The 19,108-nt window shown below is 45.4% G+C and carries 17 protein-coding genes; 7 read left to right on the forward strand and 10 right to left on the reverse strand.

Annotated elements, in window-relative coordinates:
* Positions 1 to 15: 15 nt before the first annotated feature.
* From BEL04_RS19075 to BEL04_RS19090, 4 genes are read right to left on the reverse strand one after another with little or no spacing between them, the layout of a single operon-like run.
* Complete coding sequence (locus tag BEL04_RS19075; protein WP_254659604.1) at positions 16 to 1,347, reverse strand: TolC family protein; 1,332 nt, start codon at positions 1,345 to 1,347, stop codon at positions 16 to 18.
* The gene (locus BEL04_RS19080; protein WP_066006463.1) at positions 1,347 to 4,496 is read right to left on the reverse strand and encodes an efflux RND transporter permease subunit; all 3,150 of its coding nucleotides are present in this window, start codon (positions 4,494 to 4,496) and stop codon (positions 1,347 to 1,349) included. Before BEL04_RS19080 ends, BEL04_RS19075 begins: the two co-directional genes overlap by 1 nt.
* A 6-nt stretch (positions 4,497 to 4,502) precedes the next feature.
* Positions 4,503 to 5,588, reverse strand: a complete 1,086-nt coding sequence (locus BEL04_RS19085) for an efflux RND transporter periplasmic adaptor subunit (protein ID WP_066006464.1) — start codon at positions 5,586 to 5,588, stop codon at positions 4,503 to 4,505.
* Complete coding sequence (locus tag BEL04_RS19090; RefSeq protein ID WP_066006469.1) at positions 5,585 to 6,073, reverse strand: MarR family winged helix-turn-helix transcriptional regulator; 489 nt, start codon at positions 6,071 to 6,073, stop codon at positions 5,585 to 5,587. The genes BEL04_RS19085 and BEL04_RS19090 overlap by 4 nt, the downstream gene beginning before the upstream one ends.
* Before the next feature lie 180 nt (positions 6,074 to 6,253).
* Here BEL04_RS19090 and BEL04_RS19095 point away from each other — a divergent pair, with 180 nt between their 5' ends.
* Positions 6,254 to 8,014, forward strand: coding sequence for a M61 family metallopeptidase (locus BEL04_RS19095; RefSeq protein WP_254659605.1), 1,761 nt, complete (start codon positions 6,254 to 6,256; stop codon positions 8,012 to 8,014).
* Between the two features lie 4 nt (positions 8,015 to 8,018).
* Here the strand turns inward: BEL04_RS19095 and BEL04_RS19100 are convergent, their stop codons facing one another.
* Together BEL04_RS19100 and BEL04_RS19105 are read right to left on the reverse strand one after the other, a co-directional pair.
* Positions 8,019 to 8,705, reverse strand: coding sequence for a fibronectin type III domain-containing protein (locus tag BEL04_RS19100; RefSeq protein WP_066006472.1), 687 nt, complete (start codon positions 8,703 to 8,705; stop codon positions 8,019 to 8,021).
* Complete coding sequence (locus BEL04_RS19105) at positions 8,702 to 13,618, reverse strand: IPT/TIG domain-containing protein (protein WP_175404115.1); 4,917 nt, start codon at positions 13,616 to 13,618, stop codon at positions 8,702 to 8,704. The genes BEL04_RS19100 and BEL04_RS19105 overlap by 4 nt, the downstream gene beginning before the upstream one ends.
* 234 nt (positions 13,619 to 13,852) lie before the next feature.
* On the opposite strand from BEL04_RS19105, the gene BEL04_RS24080 reads away from it, so the two are divergent.
* Both BEL04_RS24080 and BEL04_RS19110 read left to right on the forward strand, forming a co-directional pair.
* Positions 13,853 to 14,008, forward strand: coding sequence for a lmo0937 family membrane protein (locus BEL04_RS24080; RefSeq protein ID WP_139113115.1), 156 nt, complete (start codon positions 13,853 to 13,855; stop codon positions 14,006 to 14,008).
* A gap of 321 nt (positions 14,009 to 14,329) precedes the next feature.
* A complete protein-coding gene (locus BEL04_RS19110) occupies positions 14,330 to 14,674 on the forward strand; it encodes a hypothetical protein (RefSeq protein WP_066006480.1) in 345 nt (114 codons plus the stop codon).
* A gap of 9 nt (positions 14,675 to 14,683) precedes the next feature.
* Here the strand turns inward: BEL04_RS19110 and BEL04_RS19115 are convergent, their stop codons facing one another.
* The gene (locus BEL04_RS19115) at positions 14,684 to 15,142 is read right to left on the reverse strand and encodes a PA2169 family four-helix-bundle protein (protein ID WP_066006482.1); all 459 of its coding nucleotides are present in this window, start codon (positions 15,140 to 15,142) and stop codon (positions 14,684 to 14,686) included.
* A 139-nt stretch (positions 15,143 to 15,281) separates the two neighbouring features.
* The gene (locus tag BEL04_RS19120; protein WP_066007283.1) at positions 15,282 to 16,052 is read right to left on the reverse strand and encodes a Ku protein; all 771 of its coding nucleotides are present in this window, start codon (positions 16,050 to 16,052) and stop codon (positions 15,282 to 15,284) included.
* A 169-nt stretch (positions 16,053 to 16,221) separates the two neighbouring features.
* Here BEL04_RS19120 and BEL04_RS19125 point away from each other — a divergent pair, with 169 nt between their 5' ends.
* The 4 genes from BEL04_RS19125 (at position 16,222) to BEL04_RS24085 (ending at position 18,016) form a co-directional block, all read left to right on the forward strand.
* Positions 16,222 to 16,998: an SDR family oxidoreductase gene (locus BEL04_RS19125; RefSeq protein WP_066006483.1), complete on the forward strand. Its 777-nt coding sequence runs from the start codon at positions 16,222 to 16,224 to the stop codon at positions 16,996 to 16,998.
* 42 nt (positions 16,999 to 17,040) lie between these two features.
* The gene (locus BEL04_RS19130) at positions 17,041 to 17,535 is read left to right on the forward strand and encodes a hypothetical protein (RefSeq protein WP_066006484.1); all 495 of its coding nucleotides are present in this window, start codon (positions 17,041 to 17,043) and stop codon (positions 17,533 to 17,535) included.
* 74 nt (positions 17,536 to 17,609) lie between these two features.
* The gene (locus BEL04_RS19135; protein ID WP_066006485.1) at positions 17,610 to 17,816 is read left to right on the forward strand and encodes a 2-oxoisovalerate dehydrogenase; all 207 of its coding nucleotides are present in this window, start codon (positions 17,610 to 17,612) and stop codon (positions 17,814 to 17,816) included.
* An 89-nt stretch (positions 17,817 to 17,905) separates the two neighbouring features.
* Positions 17,906 to 18,016 carry a type II toxin-antitoxin system HicA family toxin gene (locus BEL04_RS24085; protein ID WP_175404116.1) on the forward strand — a complete coding sequence of 37 codons (111 nt, stop codon included), beginning with the start codon at positions 17,906 to 17,908 and terminating at the stop codon, positions 18,014 to 18,016.
* On the opposite strand, the gene BEL04_RS19140 is transcribed toward BEL04_RS24085, so the two are convergent.
* Both BEL04_RS19140 and BEL04_RS19145 read right to left on the reverse strand, forming a co-directional pair.
* Positions 18,009 to 18,422 carry a hypothetical protein gene (locus tag BEL04_RS19140; RefSeq protein WP_066006487.1) on the reverse strand — a complete coding sequence of 138 codons (414 nt, stop codon included), beginning with the start codon at positions 18,420 to 18,422 and terminating at the stop codon, positions 18,009 to 18,011. The two genes, BEL04_RS24085 and BEL04_RS19140, sit on opposite strands and share 8 nt — an antisense overlap.
* A 10-nt stretch (positions 18,423 to 18,432) precedes the next feature.
* Positions 18,433 to 18,618, reverse strand: coding sequence for a hypothetical protein (locus tag BEL04_RS19145; RefSeq protein ID WP_066006489.1), 186 nt, complete (start codon positions 18,616 to 18,618; stop codon positions 18,433 to 18,435).
* Between the last annotated feature and the right edge of the window lie 490 nt (positions 18,619 to 19,108).

Consider the following 19,108-nt stretch of genomic DNA (forward strand, 5'->3'; position numbering starts at 1 on the left):
AATATTCAGCAAAATTTACTGAATATTAATATTATTTGTTATCTCTTTCAGGGTAATCTCGGCACTTTTGGCCTGATATTGAGCCGCGAAATATCTTGATTGTGCGTCGAGATAATTTTTTTGCGCCTCGCGTATTTCCAATGGCGTAATATTGCCCAGTTTATATTTCTCGAGCGAAATATCAAGATTGCGCTTAGCTACCGCCATATTGGCCTGGTTAAGCTTCACCAGGTCGAGCCCCGAAAGGTAGGTGATGTAAAAATTATTGATCTGCGCCTCGATAGCCTGCCTGGTTTGCGCCAGGTTGATGTTTGCATTATCTATCTGTATTTTGGCGTTACGTTCCTTGCGCGATTGGTTCAGCCCGTTAAAAATATTGATAGTGGCTGTAAGCCCATAGTTAAGGCCCCTGCTATCCTGCTGCCGGGCAAAACCCGCGGGGCTTTTACTATTGGTAAACCCATAGCCGCCGTTAACCCCAACCTGCGGATAACGCTGGGCCTGCACCTGCCTGAGGTTGGTTTCGGCCAGGCGGCGGTTTATCTGCGATGCCAGTATTTTCGGGTTAGCGGTTTGCGCCTGGTTGATGATATCGCCCAAAATTAGTTTATCATCGATAACAATTGTATCGCTCACCGCAAAATCGGTTTGCAGGGGGCGCACCAGCAACTGGTTCATCCGTATTTTTAATGATCTGAACTGCTGTATTTCGCCAAGCAGGGTAGCAGTATCGGTATTCAGGTTTACCTGTGCGTTCAATACATCCAGCCGCGATGCCCGGCCTACATCAAACTTATCATTAGCATAGCGCAGTTGCGTGCGCGATATCTCGATCTCTCCTTTCTGGGCGATGATCAGCTGGTTTTGGTTCACCAGGTCGTAATAGGTGTTGATCACATCGCTGATGGTGCTCTCGATGGTATCGCGCTGGCTCACCTGGCTCAGCTCGTTCAATTGCTTTAACTGGTCGTAATTGGCAAACATGCCAAAGCCGTCAAAAATGGTCCAGTTAAGGTTTATGCCATAGTTGATAGAGCTGTTATGCGCACCGTTTATTATTGCCTGCGAACCGTCCGACTTGGTTTGGGTGGTATTCTGGATACTATTCGTCGATGTAAAATCGCCCGAAACCTGCGGCAAAATCCCTGCGTTACCCAGGGTAACATTGTTACCGGCGATGGTTGTGTTATTTTTAGTGAGTTTAATGTTATAGTTGTTTTTCAGAGCTATTTCAACGGCATCCTTAATGGTTAATAAGGGCGCAGCCTGCTGCGCAACAGACTTAACACCGGCCAGCAAGCCAGCAATTAATATCCAGTGATATTTAACAGATCTTATCATCATCATTAATTTTCATCCAGCGAAACCGCTTTCTCCTTATGTTTTGATTTCTTTTTAGATTCGACATCACCCGCCTGCGGGGCATCTGGATCGTGTTTTACACTCCGCGAAAGCATAGCATACATCATCGGGATGACGTACAAGGTTAGGATGAGCGAAAACAACAAGCCACCCATAATTACTATACCGAGCGATGTACGGCTTTTAGCGCCCGCGCCCAAGGCAAAGGCAATAGGCACAGCGCCGAGCACGCAGGCAAGGGTGGTCATCAATATCGGGCGCAAACGCGAGGTTGCTGCCTCAATTACGGCTTCAAATTTTGGTATACCGTCGTGCTCCATGCGCTGGTTGGCAAATTCAACAATCAATATACCATTCTTGGTAACCAAACCCACAAGGGTGATCATACCAATCTCGCTAAAGATGTTCAACGTTTGATTAAACAGCCATAACGACAAGAACGCACCTGCAATGGCCAGCGGCACAGTAAGCATTACCACAAACGGATCGATAAAGCTTTCGAACTGCGCGGCCAATACCAGGTAAATGAGCAATAACGCGAAGGCGAAAGCGTACATAATATTGCCCGAACTTTCGGCATAATCGCGCGACGGGCCCGCCAGGTCGGAACTGAACGACGCATTTTTCAATACCTCTTTGCCTATCCGCTGCATTTCGGCAACGCCATCGCCAATGGTATGGCCGGGCGCCAAACCCGCCGATATGGTTGCCGATTTATAACGGTTAAAGTGATAGATAGAGGGCGGCGTTGAGTTTTCTGTAACCTTTACCACATTATCCAGTTGTATCAGTTTACCCGCAGAGTTACGCACATATACCGATTTCAGGTCAAGGGGCTGATCGCGGTTGGCGCGGTCGACCTGGGCTATAACCTGGTACTGTTTACCGTTTATTAAAAAGTAATCCAAACGGCCGGCACTATAATATAATTGCAGCGTTTGGGCAATATCGCTCACGGCCACGCCTAAATCGCGGGCACGGTCGCGGTCGGTAGTTACCGACAGCTGAGGCTTGGTAAATTTAAGGTTAACATCCACGCTCTGCAGTACCGGGCTTTTGTTAGCCTCCGATAAAAATTCGGGTAATACCTTGCGCAGTTGTTCAAAATCCTGGTTTTGTATGACATATTGTACCGGCTGCGCCGTTTTAGCACCACTGCCACCACCGCTGATGGTTTGTTCCTGGATAACGGCTGTCCGGGCATTTGGCAGCTTAGCCAGTTGTTTGGTCAGGTAATCGGCAAGCTGCTGCTGTGTGCGCTTACGCTTATCCGGGTCGACCAGGCCCACACGGCCAAAGCCGGTATTTACAGCGCCCGCGCCGCTAAAGCCCGGCGCTACGTAACTGATGTTTACTTTCGCTTCGGGGATAGAGTCCTCAACCGTTTGTGAAACCTTATCCATATACCGGCTCATAAACTCGTACGATGAACCTTCGGGAGCGGTTACCGACAGGCGGAGCAAGCTACGATCGTCCAACGGCGCCAGCTCGGCCGGTATACCTTTGTACAGAAAGTAAGTCATCACCAGCGATCCCACCAGGATCAATACCGAGATCCACTTGTGCTTCATAAATTTGGTGAGCGATTCCTGGTACGAACTGGTCATGTTTTGGAAGAAAGGCTCGGTACGTTCGTAGAATTTTGATTTCTTTTGGTTTTTGCGGATCAGCTTAACGTTCAGCATCGGCGTAAGCGACAATGATACGAAAGCCGATATCAATACGGCGCCCGCTACCACCACCGCAAACTCGCGGAACAGCCTGCCCGTAAACCCTTGCAGAAACACGATCGGCAAAAACACAGCCGCCAGGGTTACCGATGTGGAAACCACCGCGAAGAATATTTCGGCCGATCCTTCAAAAGCAGCACGGCGCACCGGCATGCCATCTTCAACCTTTTTATAGATATTTTCCGTCACCACGATGCCGTCATCCACCACCAGCCCTGTTGCCAGTACAATACCCAGCAGGGTTAAGATATTGATGGAGAAGCCAAAGGCATACATGATAAAGAATGCCCCGATGAGCGACACCGGTATATCGATCAGCGGCCTGAAAGCGATGAGCCAATCGCGGAAGAAGAGATAAATGATGATCACCACCAACACGAATGATACCAGCAGGGTTTCCTTCACCTCGTCGATAGACTGGTTGATGAACCTGGTATTATCCAGCGCCACCTCTACCTTGATGTCGGGCGGCAGGTCTTTTTGTACCTGAGCCAAACGCTTGTAAAAATCTTTGGCAATCTGCACGTAATTGGCACCCGGCTGCGGTACAATTGCCAGGCCCACTTCGGGTATACCCGATTCTTTCAGCCCTGTCTCCTCGTTTGCGGCGCCCAAAACAGCATAACCAATATCGCTGAAGTGGATAACATGTGCACTGTCGGCACGGAGTATCAGGTTATTAAAATCTTTCTCGGTTGTTAGCTTACCCAAAGCGCGGATGGTGAGTTCGGTATTATTACCTTCAATTTTACCCGCAGGCAGTTCCACGTTCTCCTTGGCCAGGGCCGCGCTGATATCGCTGGCAGCCAAGCCGTAGGCCGTCAACTTATTGGGGTCGATCCATAAACGCATGGCGTACTGGCGCTGCCCCTGCACGTTAACAGCGCTTACACCGGGTATGGTTTGCAATGCCTGCTGCAAAACGTTTTCGGCATAATCGTCAATCTGCAAAATATTACGGGTATTACTGCTTACCGTCAGGGTCACGATCTGGTCGGCGTTGGCATCGGCCTTGGTTACAACCGGCGGCGCGTCGATATCCTGCGGCAACTGGCGTTGTGCCTGGCCCACTTTATCGCGTACGTCGTTGGCAGCGGTTTCCAGGTCGGCGTCGAGGTTAAACTCAACCGTGATGGCGCTCGAGCCAACCGAACTGGTCGACGATATATTGCGGATACCCGGGATACCGTTAATAGCTTTTTCGAGCGGCTCTGTTATCTGCGACTCGATTACATCCGAGTTGGCGCCCGAGTAACTGGTGGTTACGGTGATGATCGGCGGATCGACCGAGGGGAAATCGCGTACACCCAAAAAAGTATACCCGATGATACCGAACACCACAATGGCGATGGATAGAACGGTGGCCAGAACCGGCCTCTTTATACTGACAGAGGATAAACTCATACGTTTTTACTTAATTACTTTAATAACTTTCACAGCTACTTTAGGGCGCATCTGGATGATACCGCTTACAATCAGGCTGTCGCCGGCCTTCAGGCCATCAACCACCTGTATCTTCGATTCGGTACGCGTATCGGTTTTAACCGCTTTTTGTACAGCGTGCCCGTTTTTAACTAAAAACACGTTACTGCCTTTAATATCAGGGATAACAGCCTCGGTGGGTACCATAATGGTTTTGGGTATCTGGTCGAGCGCAAAGTGTATCTTGGCAAAGCCGCCTGCCTTTAACAAGCCTTCTTTATTATCGGCTTTGGCGCGCAGGGTAATAGTGCGCGAAGTAACATCAATATTAGGTTCGATGGCGTACACTGTACCGGTAAACGGTTTGCGCGAGCTTTCGATGGTAAAATTAATTTTGCTGCCTGCATGCACCAGCGGTAGATAACGCTCAGGCACCGAGAACGTAATTTTTGCCGGATCGATATTAACCAGGGTGGCTATAGAGCCTTGCGGCGACAGGTAACCCCCGGGGCTGATGTTACGCAAACCTATGGTACCCGAAAATGGCGCGCGCACAACAGTTTTATCTATCTGTGCCTTCACCGCGTCGGCCTGTGCCTGGTACGAGTTGAGCGATGTTAACGAAGTATCGTATTCCTCTTTACTTATTGCCTCCTTGCTTAACAGCACACGGTTACGGTATTCGGTCTGTTCGGCCAGCTTGATCTGCACCTGCACCTGCTTCAATTGTGCAACCAGGTCCTTATCATAAACCTTAACCAACACCTGCCCCTTTTCAACATGGCTGCCTTCGTTAAAGAATATGCCCGTAATATTGCCCGCAGTTTCGCTGCGCAGGTCGACCTGCTCATTGGCCGATATGCTCCCGGTAATGTCGATAGCGCTGCTGAAAGCGGTATCTTTAACGATCATCACGTTAACAGGTACAATTCCACTTCTTTTACCGCCTTTTTTACCACCGGCGCCGCCGGTCTGCGCTTGTAATTCTTTGGCTTTTTCGCCATAAAACTTGTTATAAACCAGGTAGGCAATCAATAAAATGACAAGGGGCCAGACAATATATTTTATCTTCATAGTTGTTTATTACGCTTTAAGGTTGTGGTTTTTTTTAGTCGGAAGGTAACTTCGGGCGATATATATGGTTGAAGGTTTCCCGACATTTTCTGGAGCACTTCGTTAAATATCTTCAATTTCTCGGCGCTGATGCCCTCGGTTGCTTTATGGTTCATTTCGCTGAACGATTCGCGGATGGCAGGTAACTCATTTTGTGCCTTTTCAGTCACCCTGATCAGTTGCTGACGACGATCGTCGGGGTTAACCTCACGGTAAACATACCCTTTTTCCATCAGCGTATCGATAATGCTCACCATGTGCGATTTATCCTTACCTGTTATCTCGGCCAGGCGTTTTTGGGTTAGCCTCCCTTCGTTCTCGGCAATAAGCACGAGCATATAATGATACCTGTTCAGGTCCAGGTGCTCGATCTTTTTCGAAAAAGCACTGAGGTAGGTTTTAGCCAGTTGCAACAGCTTGCGCGATATGGGTTCGTCCAATTCCAAATTCAAAAAATAACAGACAAAGCTATTTAGTTTGCAGATATAATAGTTGTATGTATCAACCATATTACACGCTTTTTCCTGCCTTTTTCGTCTGTTTTTCACTTTGAGAAATTATAATTTAGTATTTTGTACGCCATGAAAAAACTCTCCGGCTTATCCAGCTGTCTAATCTTATTATTTATGACTATTTCTGCCCCCGCCTCTGCTGTTACATCAAAAACTGCCATTAATTATACGGTAACTTTTCCCGAGGCGCAGGCGCATTATGCCAATATCGAGATGACGATAAGCGGCATTAAAAATACAACTACCGATGTAAAAATGCCCGTATGGACGCCCGGCTCGTACCTGGTGCGCGAGTTCGCTAAAAGCGTTGAAGGGTTTGCAGCTTTCGCTGGTGGCAAAGAAATCCCGGCTATCAAGATCACCAAAAACACCTGGCGCATCAGCAACGGCAAGGCCAGTTCAATAAAGATCGTTTATAAGGTTTACGCCTTCGAGATATCCGTACGTACTGCTTTCATCGATGCTTCGCATGCTTTCCTTTCAACATCGGGCATGTTTATGTACCCGGCTGACAGTCTGCACGCTCCATCGACCATACATATCAAACCATATAAAGGCTGGACCACTGTATCCACCAGCCTCGACCATGTGGGTGACGACCCTTTCACACTTTATTCGCCTAATTACGATATCCTGTTCGATTCGCCTATCGAGGTAGGCACACAGGACGTGTTTGGTTTTGATGCTGCAGGCGTAAAATACGAAGTGGCCATGTGCGGGGGCGGCAATTACAACCGGGAGCAGATGAAGATCGACCTGGCTAAGATCGTCGAAGCCGAAACTGCCATCTACCACGAAAACCCGAACAAGCGTTATGTCTTCATTGTACACAATTATGTTAAAGGCGGCGGCGGGCTTGAGCATTTAAGTTCGACCGTTTTAGGCGCCGTGCGCGATGGCTATGCTACCGAGGGCACTTACCATAACTTTTTATCGCTTGCCGCACACGAGCATTTTCACCTGTGGAACGTAAAACGCCTCCGCCCCATAGCCCTGGGACCATTCGATTATGATACCGAAAATTATACCCGCAGCCTGTGGATAGCCGAAGGTTTTACCACCTACTATCAAAATGTAATTATGCGCAGGGCTGGTTTGTACAAACCCGATGAATACCTGGGCGTGGTTGCCGCCAATATTACCAGTGCCGAGAACCTGAAGGGTAACAAAACCCAATCGTTAAGCGATGCCAGCTTTGATGCCTGGATCAAATACTACCGCCCGACGGAAAACACGCCGAACACCAATGCTTCGTACTACGGCAAAGGCGCCAATGTGGCTATGCTGCTCGACCTCGAGATCATCAGGCACTCCAAAGGCGCACAATGCCTCGATGATGTGATGAAATATATGTACGACGAGTTTTACAAGGTAAAACAACGGGGCTATACCGAAGAGGAATTTAAAGCAACGCTGGAGAAATACACAGGTGTTAACCTCGACGATTTTTATCAGAAATATGTGTCCGGGCTTGCACCGCTTGATTACGACCGGTACTTAGGCTATGCCGGTTACAAACTGGTCGACGATTATGCTGCCAACAATATACCGACTTTGGGCGTCACCATTGTTACCGGTGGCGGAAAATCAATGGTTACCGGCGTAATGCGCGATGGTGCCGGCTGGATCGATGGTATTAATGTGAACGACGAGATAACCGCTATAGATGGCGCAGCTATTCCCGAAATAGATAAGTTTATCGCGGCCAATAAAAAAGTTGGCGATAAGATCAGCGTCAGCGTCATCCGGGACGGGCAAAAAATGGTATTACCGGTTACTTTGTTAAGAAACCCCGGTGTAAAATACCATATCGAAGATAAAGGCACGCCGACTGCTGAGATGCTTGCCGTAAGAAAAAAGTGGATGCATTTGTAATAACCTACTTCGCGCTAAACTGAAAGGTACCCGAGTCGGAAGTGTTGCCGGCTGCATCTTTGGTGATCACTTTCCAGTAATACGTAGTGCCCGGGGTTACCGTTACGCCGTTCACAAATTGAGCGGTGATATTGCTTTTCGAGATGGCAGGTGTACTGTTCGTACCAAAATACACATCATAACCGGCTATATCGTTATCCGGGTCGCTGGCCGTCCAGGTCAGGTTAACTGTACTACCGGTTACACTTTGCCCGAACGTGGGCGACAGGTTATCAGCCGGGAACGGCGGGTGCGATACCGTACCCACTCCCGCATTGTAAAACTTCCATACATCGCTTTTGGCCGTCACTGCCGATGAGCTTGATTTGGAAACTATATACCATGAATAGGGCGTATCCCGCAATAATGTTGCCGTGTATTGATTGGTGGTGATGGTTTGTGTGCTGATGGTCCCCGTCAGCAGGTTTTTGATGTCGATCTCATAACTATCCGCATTACTGGCACTGTTCCAGGTAAAAACAATCGTGCTCTGGGTGGACGAAATTACGGTACCGGTGGTACAGGCCGAGTTTTGCGCCGGGAAAGTAAGGATGGCTGCCACCGGATCGGGGATATCCTTGGTATCGTTCTTTTTACTGCAACCGGTAAACACGCATGTTGCAGTTAATAATATGATGATCCGCTTTCTCATTGTTTTACTACTTTAAATACTTTATCCAACTGATCTGTTGCTAATTTAAGCATATAGATGCCCGGCATGAGGTTGCCCGGTGCTATCTCCACCTCGCCCGATACGTTATTAAACTGTTTACTGTAAACTTTTAATCCTGCGGCATTGTACAATTCGATCCTTGCTGATGCTGTTTTATCTCCGCCGGTATTTACATGCAAGGTGGAACTGAACGGGTTCGGGTAAGCCCGTACATCTCCCCCAAGATCTATCCGTCGCTGATAGACTCCCTGGCAGGGTTTATCGGTTGTTACTGTAATATCGTTTACTCCTTTGTTCAGGGTTAGGGTAATGTTGCTGGCCGTAGTCGTGGTGGTTATACCGTTGAGGGTAACAAAGTAAGTATTACCTCCATCCAGCGTCAGGTTAACGCTCTGGATGGCATTGTTAACAGCTGCGTATACCGACAGGTCCTTAGGTTCGGTGATCACTACCGTAAAACATTGCTGGTAGCTGCTTTGCCCGGCTACCGTAAAGCAAACGTTATAGGTGCCTGTAGGCAGGTTGTTGATCGTTGTACTTGTGGTAAACGGATAAGTGGCGTTTACACCGCCCCCGGTTATGGTGGCTGTATAGTTCAGGCTCTGGGCGGCTGTGATCGAAATGGTACCATTGGACGAACCATGGCAGGTAGCACTGTTAGCCGATAACGTGAAGTTGCCGGCAGGGAGGGTGAAAACATAATTAAACCCGGCCAATGTTGCTACGCCTCCTGGCGTAGTAACTGATACATTCCCGCCTGCTCCCGAAGCAACAACCGCTGTTATGCTGGTTGCCGAAACTACCGTGAACGAGGCTGCCGCAGTTCCTCCAAAACTAACTGCCGTGGCACCCGTAAAATTAGTTCCGGTTATAGTCACCGTGGTTGATTTTGCTGCCGATGTGGGTGTAAATGATGTAATTGTTGGACCTGGTACAACAGTAACCACTGTTGCCGTGGATGTTTGCGTAACTGTATTTGCACTAATACCAACGGTATATGATCCTGATTGGGTTGCCGTATAAGTTGATGAAGTACCTCCCGAAATAGCGGTTCCGTTTTTATACCACTGGTAAGTATAGCTGCCGGTAGCCGGGTTAGCAGTTAGCAGCACACTATTACCCGCTGCAAATGTGAGCGGACCGCCCGCAGTAATTGTCGGTACCGGCACAAAAATAAACCCCGATAACAAGCTCGATCCGCTGGGTGTCGTTACAACAACATTGCCGGTATTGCCTGATGAGCCAACTACTGCCGTTATCTGGGTTGGCGATACAACTGTTATCGAACTAGCGTTAACACCACCAAAACTAACTGCCGAGGCATCATTAAAGTTGGTTCCTAAAATATTTATCGTACTACCTTGTGTTGCTGTTGTAGGTACAAAGCTGGTAACAACAGGTGGCGGTATAAAGGTAAACGGCAGTAACGAGCGCAGTGTGTTTGCCGGGGTAACAACGCTGATAAAACCACTTGTGCCGGCACTTACAACTGCAGTAATACTGTTATCAGAATTTACGGTAAACGATTTAACATTAACCCCATCAATACTTACCGATGTAGCGTTTGTAAATCCGGCCCCGGTTAAGGTTATGGTATTCCCGGCCCTGCCTGCTACAGGAGTAAAGGATGTTATCCCAACCGATGCTATTTGGTTCCTGATAATATAACAGCTGCCACCTGTGTTTGAACAAATAATATCGGTTTTGCCATCGGCGTCAATATCTCCGGGTACGATAAGATTGGCATTTCTGTTATTAAAATCGATTGATGAAGCAAAAGAAACAGAGCCGCTGCTTGTGTTTTTAAAGATGGAGATGTTAACTCCGTTTACTACGGTAATATCCACTTTGCCATCACCATCAAGATCAGCGGCAAACCCGCTCGACGGAACAGCGGCCGTAGTGATGGTTTGCACTTTAGTTAATACGATATTGCCTGGTGTACCTGCATCTTTCACTATTATAATTGACCCGCCGCCGCCAGATCCGGTCACTGTCAAAGCTATCTCCAGCCTGTTGTCGTTATCAAAATCGCCAATAATAATACTATTGATCGTACCTCCCGCATCGAACGTTATTGCAGGTGCATAAGTTATATTGCCTTTGGTGCTTATATTTCTGTACAGCAGCAAATTATTCCCGCTTCTAACTAATACATCAGGTTTGCCGTCGCCATCAACATCTGCCAGTTGGGCATTCGGAAACTGTGTATTGGCAAGGCTGTATACCTGGTCTAACCTGCCGTCACCATCCATATCGTTTACAGCTACGTAACGTGGTATCAGATTTCCATTGATATAAAATGTGGCATTGCTTACATTGTTATTTAAAACCGATACATGATATAAAAAATACGGGGACGTGAGGTTCATAGTAGTTACCACGTTTAACCCTATTCTTCCATTATATACTCCTGGGCAAAACAAATCAGGTACACCATCCATATCCCAATCGGCAACACCGGCATCGGCAGCGCCATCGTCTGCACTATTCGAGTATTTCATTGAGCCGTAAGTCATGTTTGTATTACCCGGATTACTGTTATTAGTATAAACAAATGCCATAGAGCCGGCCGAGCCATCGCTTGGAATAATAACTTCGGGATGATTATCATTATTGAGGTCAGCTATTACTACGTTGTTCACTACATTGGGAACAGTAAGACTGTATGGCGCACTGAATGAACTGGCGCTAAGCGAGCCGGTTGCATTAAAGGTTACAATAAAGGGATTACTTGCATAGCCGACATTATTATGCGAGATGACACTGATAAGCTGATAGGTGATGCCTAATGGTACTATTACGCTTAAAGTGCTATCGGTGGCCGCGGTTACAGTTGCCCGCTCCGAACCAAAGTATACAATGTTACCTGAGGCATTCGTATCGAAATTTGCTCCTTTAATTGTCACTATACTGCCTATTGCCCCTGCGGCCGGTGTAAAGGATTTTATTTGGGGCGGGTTGTAATAAATAAAACCGGTATAGGTATTACTTCCGCCAGGGCTGGTTACCGTAATATTCCCCGTCTTGCCTTCGGCTAATACCGCGGTAATACTTGTTGAGCCGTTTACCGTAAACGATTTTACCGGGAACCCATCCAGAGATACTGCCGTAGCATCTGTAAACCCTTTTCCGTTAATGGTGATAGAAGTACCGTACGACCCGTTGGGTACCGAAGTACCTGTAATTAACGGGATAGTTTTAAACCCGCTTATCGTGGCTGTGCCACCCCTGGCTGTTATAACAATATTCCCTGCGGTGCCTACTCCTACTACTGCATCTACCTGTGTAGGCGATACGATGTTAAAGGAAGTAGCTGCAGTTCCGCCAAATGTGATACTGCTGATACTCGCAAAATTGGTACCGTAAATACTTACACTAGTACCTGCAGCAGCAGCGGCGGGCGTAAAAGATGTAATAGTGGGCGGCGGTATATAAGTAAACCCGCTTATGCTGGCACTACTCTGCGCCGATGCTATTGCAATACTGCCCGAAGCGCCATTACCTACAACAGCAGTTAGCGAACCGGAACTATTTACATGAAAAGATGCCGCCGGCACACCACCAAAGCTTACGCTGTTAATGTTTAAAAAGAAACTGCCGTTTACTGTAACCGTTTCGCCCTTGGCCGCTGTTACCGGTGTAAAATTGTTTAACGTAATAGTCTGGCTAAATGTGGTGTATGTAGTCGCAGTATCGGCGTAGGTACCATTGTTTACCACGAGTTGTATGGTATCGTTGGGTGCAAAAATATTAGCTGTATAGCTGGCATTATAGCTTGTGCTAACGGGCTTTTTATTAACAAGCCACGTGTAACTGTATCCTGATTTGCTGTAATTATTCAATTTTACTACACCGTTGGTAGTTACAGTACTCGCATCTATAGTAAAAATTGCTCTTGGAATCGTGACGCCACCGCTATTCGTACTCAACTCTAAAAACCCATGGCCGCCGCCTGCCCAAAGCAGGTTACCCATAAATTGCATATCGTTAAGCGAATACCCCAGATAAGTGTAATTGTTATTGCGATGTAGACGCTCCCATATTTTGCCCGAATTTGATGTTTTATACACCTCGTATGGGTTAACCAGCGCGTAACCGGTACTATCATTGGTAAAGATCATTTTATCGCTTACGATTGGCGATATATTGAGATCATTTTGCTTTACCCATGGCGCGCCGCCGCTTGTTGTTAGGTATACCGATCCATCAGTAGTATTTACCCAGCCTTTGGTCGAGGTAAGGAAATACGCGTATTTCATATTGTTCGGAACCACCACAATATTCCAATTAGTGCCGGCATCCGTAGTGTGGAACAACGCACCAATACTGGCTTGTGTAAACACATATAACTCATTATCGCTTAAACCTTGTAAATGTACGTAGTGATAACCTGCATTTGTTTTACTCACGGTCCAACTCTGGCCGCCATCAACGGTTTTTAGTATCCGGTCATTGTCAACAGCGTATCCTATTGCTCCGTTTGTGGGGAAAACCATATCGTTAATGGTGGACGAAGGTATTTGGGCATATTGCGAGTGAAAAACAAGCTTAAATGTATTCCCCTGGTCGGTTGAGTATAAAATTGCGGGCACAAGGCCGTAATCGCCGTAAACAATAATGTTGTTTTTATTAAAAGCCTTTACCCCGGTTATTTCAAAGCCGAATGTTAAATTGACGCCGTAACCGTTGAAGTTTACATTAGTTACCGTGATAGGTTTTTGAGTAAAAGTATGTCCGCTATCTGCAGTAAAGCCAACAAAATTACTGAAGCCTGCATAACCCTCGGATGCGGAATAAAAACTAACTTTTGAAATATCGTTCTCCGTTGCCTCTACGTGTATTTGCCTTAATTGAGAAAAAGATTGGCCGCTAAAACAGGCAATAAACATTACAATTAAAAAAAAACCTCTGCTTACCAAGCCAGTCAGACTGCGACTGCCTTTACAGCTTTTTACATCTTGCATTTAACGGCAGGTTTAATAAATGCATAAATATAGTTATTTAACATATCAATACCAACCAGTTACATTATTTTCTATCAATCAAAACAATTTCCTTTTAATTAATATTATACTAAAAGAGAAATGTGTTAAACTAAATTATATTACTTAAATCCATCTACCATGAACTCACTATTGTATATCATCGCCGTTATCCTCATCATTGGCTGGGCTTTGGGCGTATTTATGTACTCGGCAACCGGCATTATACATGTGTTGCTGGTTATCGCTATTATATCTTTAATTTTAGGTATTATCAGAAGGCCCACTGTTATATAAACTAACCCTCGTTACAAAAAAACCCGGACTATGAGCCGGGTTTTTTTGTGTATTTACCCCGCAATTTTAACAAGATTTAACATTATTTTTTCAATTACCCTTAGGTTAATAATTTAATCTGAAATTTATACCTATTAACCATCGAATGTAATAATTTATTGAAGAAGAATGAAATTTAACTTTCATTATAAATCCCGATAAAGATCACATAAATAGCTGATATACCGCTTGTTTCGGTTCAAAAACATTAGTGAATACCATATGTTGTACACCCTGAAATAGTACTAAAACAATTTGTTAAACTGATTAAATTTTTGAGCCATGAAATTGCAAATTCCCGAATATCTTTTATGCGAAGATCCGGCATCAGAAACCGAAAGCCTGTTTATTTATCACACCACAACACGTTCGCTCGTGCATATAATTCATACGGATATCCTGCCGAAAGGTGAGGCCGATAAAATACGGACCAATTATCGCCGGCATTTTGATTATACCTACAAAAATACGGTGGGCCACACCGAAAAGATCATGTTTATAGCCGAGATGGTTGACCCGAAGAATATTGATGAGCAGGCTATCCTCGAAAAATGCGCACATTGGTATGCGTGTTATTTGGGTTGGGAAGAGGAATGCGACGACGTATTAATTAAAAAAGGGGCTTAAACCCCTTTTTTAATTATAAACCCTTGCGAGTTGCTCGCCGCGTGTGAGTGCACGCTCTATGCCTTCTTTCTGGCCGGTCAGTATCTCCCTTAACTGCGCACTGAGCTCCGTATTTTCAAGCACCTTTTCATATTCGGCTATGACAGCTTTCTCGTCGGCCATACAGGCTTCCAGGGCCGTACGCTCGGCATCGCTGCTAATGGTTGTTTTAATGTTCGTCCATAACCGGCCCAAAGCACTGAATGTGCCGCCCGATACGGTACTGGCATCGCCGCCCAGCGAAATTATCGCCGATTTTAATTCTTCGGCATACTCGCGGCGCTGAATGAGGTAATCGGTAAACAGTGTGGTAAACTCCTGGCCGGGTGAGCTGTCGGCCGATTGTTTGTACCCTTCGATGCTATCAGTTGTGATCGATAGCAAATGCTTTAATTGCTCTAATGTTTTATCGTTTGCTGCTGCTGACATAATTTTTTGTTTTTAACGGATTACTCAAATAACCAACCCTGCTTAGGTTGACAAATTATATTTTTAACAACCTTCAAACGGTTGTTGCCCTCTTTACAACAACCGTTAGCGCTTTTTAAAGTTTGTTTACGATGCAAGTTTAGGCGCCTTTTTTATTTTGCAGGCTGGCCATCAGCTGATCATACAGATCGTCGCCCGATGCCTTTTTAGGTTTCAACTTTTTAATAGTAGGACGCTTACCTTTCGCCTTAAGCTTGATAATATTCAATAATTCGTCGCTATACTCATCTTTAAACTTCGATACATCAAATTTGCCTGAATACTGTTCAATCAGCGTCATACCCATATCCAGCTCCTTTTTACTTATTTCGTGTTTCGCCGGTACGTTAATTTCGTCGGCCGGGCGTATCTCCTGCGCAAAACGGATGCGGGTTACCACTATTACCTTCTCGAGTGGGTGAACAATGCAAAGGCTTTCGGTACTGCGTAAAACAAAACGCGCCAGTCCTGCCTTTTTCGATTCCTGCAACGCTTTTAACAGCAAGGCATAGGCTTTATTGTTTTTACTGTCGGGCTCGGCGTAGTACGATGTTTCGTAAAACATCGGGTTAACCTCGGCAATATCCACAAAGCTCTCAATGGCAATCTCCCGGCTTTTTTCGGGAGCCGCTTCTTCAAAATCGTGCTCATCCAACACGATATATTCATCATCAAGTTTATAGGCACGTACAATTTTATCATAAGGCACTTCCTTACGGGTATTTTCGTTAACCCGCTGAAAATGGATACGTGCATGATCGCGCCCGTCGAGCATATCCAGGTCAAGCGAGCTATCCTGCACTGCCGAATACAATTTAACAGGTATATTGACCAGCCCAAACCCTATGGACCCTTTCCAGATTGATTTCATCATATAAACAATTAATAATCTAACAACTATCGAAAGCGCAAAGGGTTTGAGCAATATGATTTCGATTTGTTTGACTAAGGTATTTTGAGCATCATCCTTTACCCGTCGATTTCGTCTCATCAAATTATAAATCCTTGCAACATTTCAACCATAAAACCTAACTTGCGCCATGGATCTGAAAATTCAAGGTAAGGTAGCCATTGTGCTGGCTGCGAGTAAAGGCTTAGGTAAAGCCATCGCCACCACTTTAGCTGCCGAAGGCGCTGATGTGGTTATAGGCTCACGTAACCAGACCGAATTAGATAAGACAGCTGAAGAAATACGCAAAACGGCTAAAGGTAAGGTGCTGGCCGTTGCTGTGGATGTAAATAAGGCCGAACAACTGGAGCATATCGTTGCCGAAACGGTTAAAACTTTTGGCCGGCTGGATATCCTTGTCAATAATGCCGGCGGGCCGCCGTTTAATAAATTCGAGACTTTTAGCGATGAACAATGGCAGGCCGCTTTCGACCAGAACCTGATGAGCTTTGTGCGCGCCAGCCGGTTAGCGGTGCCGCATATGCGTACTGCCGGCGGCGGCAGGATAGTCAATATCATCAGCGCATCGGTAAAATATGTGATGGCTAACTCGGTGCTCTCCACCAGTATGCGCATGGGTGTGGTAGGCATGACCAAGCTGCTGGCCGACGAACTCGGCCCGGATAATATTACCGTGAACAACGTTGCCCCCGGCCTCATCCTTACCGGCCGCATTAAAGAAACCATGCCACAGGGCGACGATTTCGAGGCGGCATTGAAAGAAAAAAGCCGGAGCATCCCGCTGCGCCGTATTGGCAAGCCCGAAGAGTTGGCCGCGCTGGTAGCCTTTTTAGTATCCGAACAGGCGGCTTATATTACCGGGACTACGATACAGATTGATGGCGGAGCGAATAGGGGGATTTTTTGATGTGCAGATGAGTAAATGTGCGGATGTGCAAATTATTGATTTATGAAGATAAAATTATTTATCCCCATCATTCTGAAATATAGCTGCATTTTGCTGCTTTCGAAACTTATAATCTTTTGGTTATTTGATTATTCGTCTTTTGATATACCTGAACATATACCTTATACCCCTATCATGCTTCGTGGGGTTTTAATATTTGTACTTGTATTGTCGATCCTTATTTTTTCCGAAAAGGTTGCCTTAAAGAAAGATGCTACTATAAATATAGCTGAACTAACAATGGTTGGTGTACTGACTATATTAATAGCCGATGTGATATTTCAAATGGTTCGGGTAGCTACATTTGATTCGAACAGACTTTACCTCTATCTGAACGGTTTGTTGAGTTTGCCGATCATGGTAGTGGAAATCTCATTTTTTACCGCATTTCAATTGAAAACGAGAAAGACGGAAAGACTTTTACTTTATATCGGTATTTATCTATTGATAGCCAAAGGTTTTACGATGGTTTTTCCTCAGATATTCAATCCAGCATGACTAGGTGAATTACTGATAATCCACTATGCTTATTGTAAAATTGGAACGATACTAAATAAATTGTAAATTTGAATATGAACGAAGTATTCTTTTTGGTTGAAGAAGCATTGGAAGGAGGTTTCACTGCTAAAGCAATGGGTGAATCAATATTTACTGAAGGTGATACTATGGACGAACTGAAAGAAAATATCCGGGAAGCAGTGCATTGCCATTATGACGATGAGCACTTACCAAAGATCATTCGTTTGCATATGGTTAAAGAAGAAGTACTGGCTGTTTAGTCAAGTATACTACAATATACCCTCGTAATTATTTGAAAATAAATTTCATCTTCATAGCAAAAACTTGCACCAGACGATATATACCTGATATGAAGACTCCGCGAAATTTATCCGCACAGGACCTGATCAAAATGCTGGCAAAACACGGCTACCAGGTAACGCGTCAAAAAGGAAACCATATCAGGCTAACCATTATTTAAAAAAGTTCAATCGGATAATTTCATTTGGATCATCCTTCTCGCTATACTCATCCAAATTTAGAATCCCATAACTTTCACCGTCGAACAAAACTTCCCAAATCCAAACGTAAAATAATTTAGGGTTGGTAGGGTGATCAAAAGGATGTAGCTGTCCATTAAAAAGTCCTGCAAAATCGATTTTATTAGCTGACAAATGATATGCTAAAGTTTCCTTTACTGTTTCTCTGAATAATAGAGAGTAGTTGGTCTCAAAAAAAGGTTTAACAACCGACTTGATCACTTCTTTTATAGTGTTTTCGTCATTATGATCAATATCCCAGTAATGTTTAACCATTTCATCGTCGTCAGCACCACCGACTAATGGAGCTGTTAAATAATATAAATAAGATAAGTTGATCACTTTCATTGAATACTCTTTACTTCTTCTCCGGCTTAATAATCACCACGATCAGCCACAGGATAGAAAACATCTGCACCAGCATACCTGCGCCGAAGATGATATCATCGCCTGGCCAGTGCTGTACATGGCTAAGCATACCCAAACCGATGAGTAAAAAGCTGGCCAAGAACAGGGTAACGGGCTTGCGGTATTTGGGGTTCATGGGGGCAAAGATAGTTTATTATTGGATTACACCGATTAGCCGTTGATTACACCGAAAAGGTTGCGTTAGCGGCAGGAGCGCCTGTCTGCCGGCAGGCAGGGATACCGGCTATGCGACAGGCTCGGGAGCCGGCCGCGGCTAATGCCTTGTGCAGTATGAACGGATGACGCGACCCATAGGGGGAACGCCCCTAAACAATATAAAACTTGCATTTAGCGTTAATTATGCGTATATTGTAAGCTTAGGGAAGAAAGAAAAGAGGTTTATTTATACTTTAAATCCAAGAGATGGGTATACCCATGAATACCCATGCCATACCCATGTGCTTGATGGGTATAAAATTAGTCGAAAAGTGCCCTGGGGTTAAATTTAGAGGATTTTTGTGAAAAAGCATGTAAAAACACCCATAAATACCCATGTGTGTTGAAAGGTATTAAGTATTTAGTAGCAAGTAGCAAGATAAAAAAATACCTGATACTTGCGACTTGAT

The sequence above is a fragment of the Mucilaginibacter sp. PPCGB 2223 genome, from assembly GCF_001705515.1.
Lineage (GTDB): Bacteria > Bacteroidota > Bacteroidia > Sphingobacteriales > Sphingobacteriaceae > Mucilaginibacter.

Coding starts and splice junctions, on each gene's coding strand:
- BEL04_RS19075 (WP_254659604.1), bottom strand. CDS start 1,347: ATGATGATGATAAGATCTGTTAAATATCACTGGATATTAATTGCTGGC.
- BEL04_RS19130 (WP_066006484.1), top strand. CDS start 17,041: ATGAAGATAAAATTATTTATCCCCATCATTCTGAAATATAGCTGCATT.
- BEL04_RS19110 (WP_066006480.1), top strand. CDS start 14,330: ATGAAATTGCAAATTCCCGAATATCTTTTATGCGAAGATCCGGCATCA.
- BEL04_RS19125 (WP_066006483.1), top strand. CDS start 16,222: ATGGATCTGAAAATTCAAGGTAAGGTAGCCATTGTGCTGGCTGCGAGT.
- BEL04_RS19105 (WP_175404115.1), bottom strand. CDS start 13,618: ATGTTTATTGCCTGTTTTAGCGGCCAATCTTTTTCTCAATTAAGGCAA.
- BEL04_RS19095 (WP_254659605.1), top strand. CDS start 6,254: ATGACTATTTCTGCCCCCGCCTCTGCTGTTACATCAAAAACTGCCATT.
- BEL04_RS19080 (WP_066006463.1), bottom strand. CDS start 4,496: ATGAGTTTATCCTCTGTCAGTATAAAGAGGCCGGTTCTGGCCACCGTT.
- BEL04_RS19135 (WP_066006485.1), top strand. CDS start 17,610: ATGAACGAAGTATTCTTTTTGGTTGAAGAAGCATTGGAAGGAGGTTTC.
- BEL04_RS24085 (WP_175404116.1), top strand. CDS start 17,906: ATGAAGACTCCGCGAAATTTATCCGCACAGGACCTGATCAAAATGCTG.
- BEL04_RS19100 (WP_066006472.1), bottom strand. CDS start 8,705: ATGAGAAAGCGGATCATCATATTATTAACTGCAACATGCGTGTTTACC.
- BEL04_RS19115 (WP_066006482.1), bottom strand. CDS start 15,142: ATGTCAGCAGCAGCAAACGATAAAACATTAGAGCAATTAAAGCATTTG.
- BEL04_RS19140 (WP_066006487.1), bottom strand. CDS start 18,422: ATGAAAGTGATCAACTTATCTTATTTATATTATTTAACAGCTCCATTA.
- BEL04_RS19145 (WP_066006489.1), bottom strand. CDS start 18,618: ATGAACCCCAAATACCGCAAGCCCGTTACCCTGTTCTTGGCCAGCTTT.
- BEL04_RS19120 (WP_066007283.1), bottom strand. CDS start 16,052: ATGAAATCAATCTGGAAAGGGTCCATAGGGTTTGGGCTGGTCAATATA.
- BEL04_RS19085 (WP_066006464.1), bottom strand. CDS start 5,588: ATGAAGATAAAATATATTGTCTGGCCCCTTGTCATTTTATTGATTGCC.
- BEL04_RS24080 (WP_139113115.1), top strand. CDS start 13,853: ATGAACTCACTATTGTATATCATCGCCGTTATCCTCATCATTGGCTGG.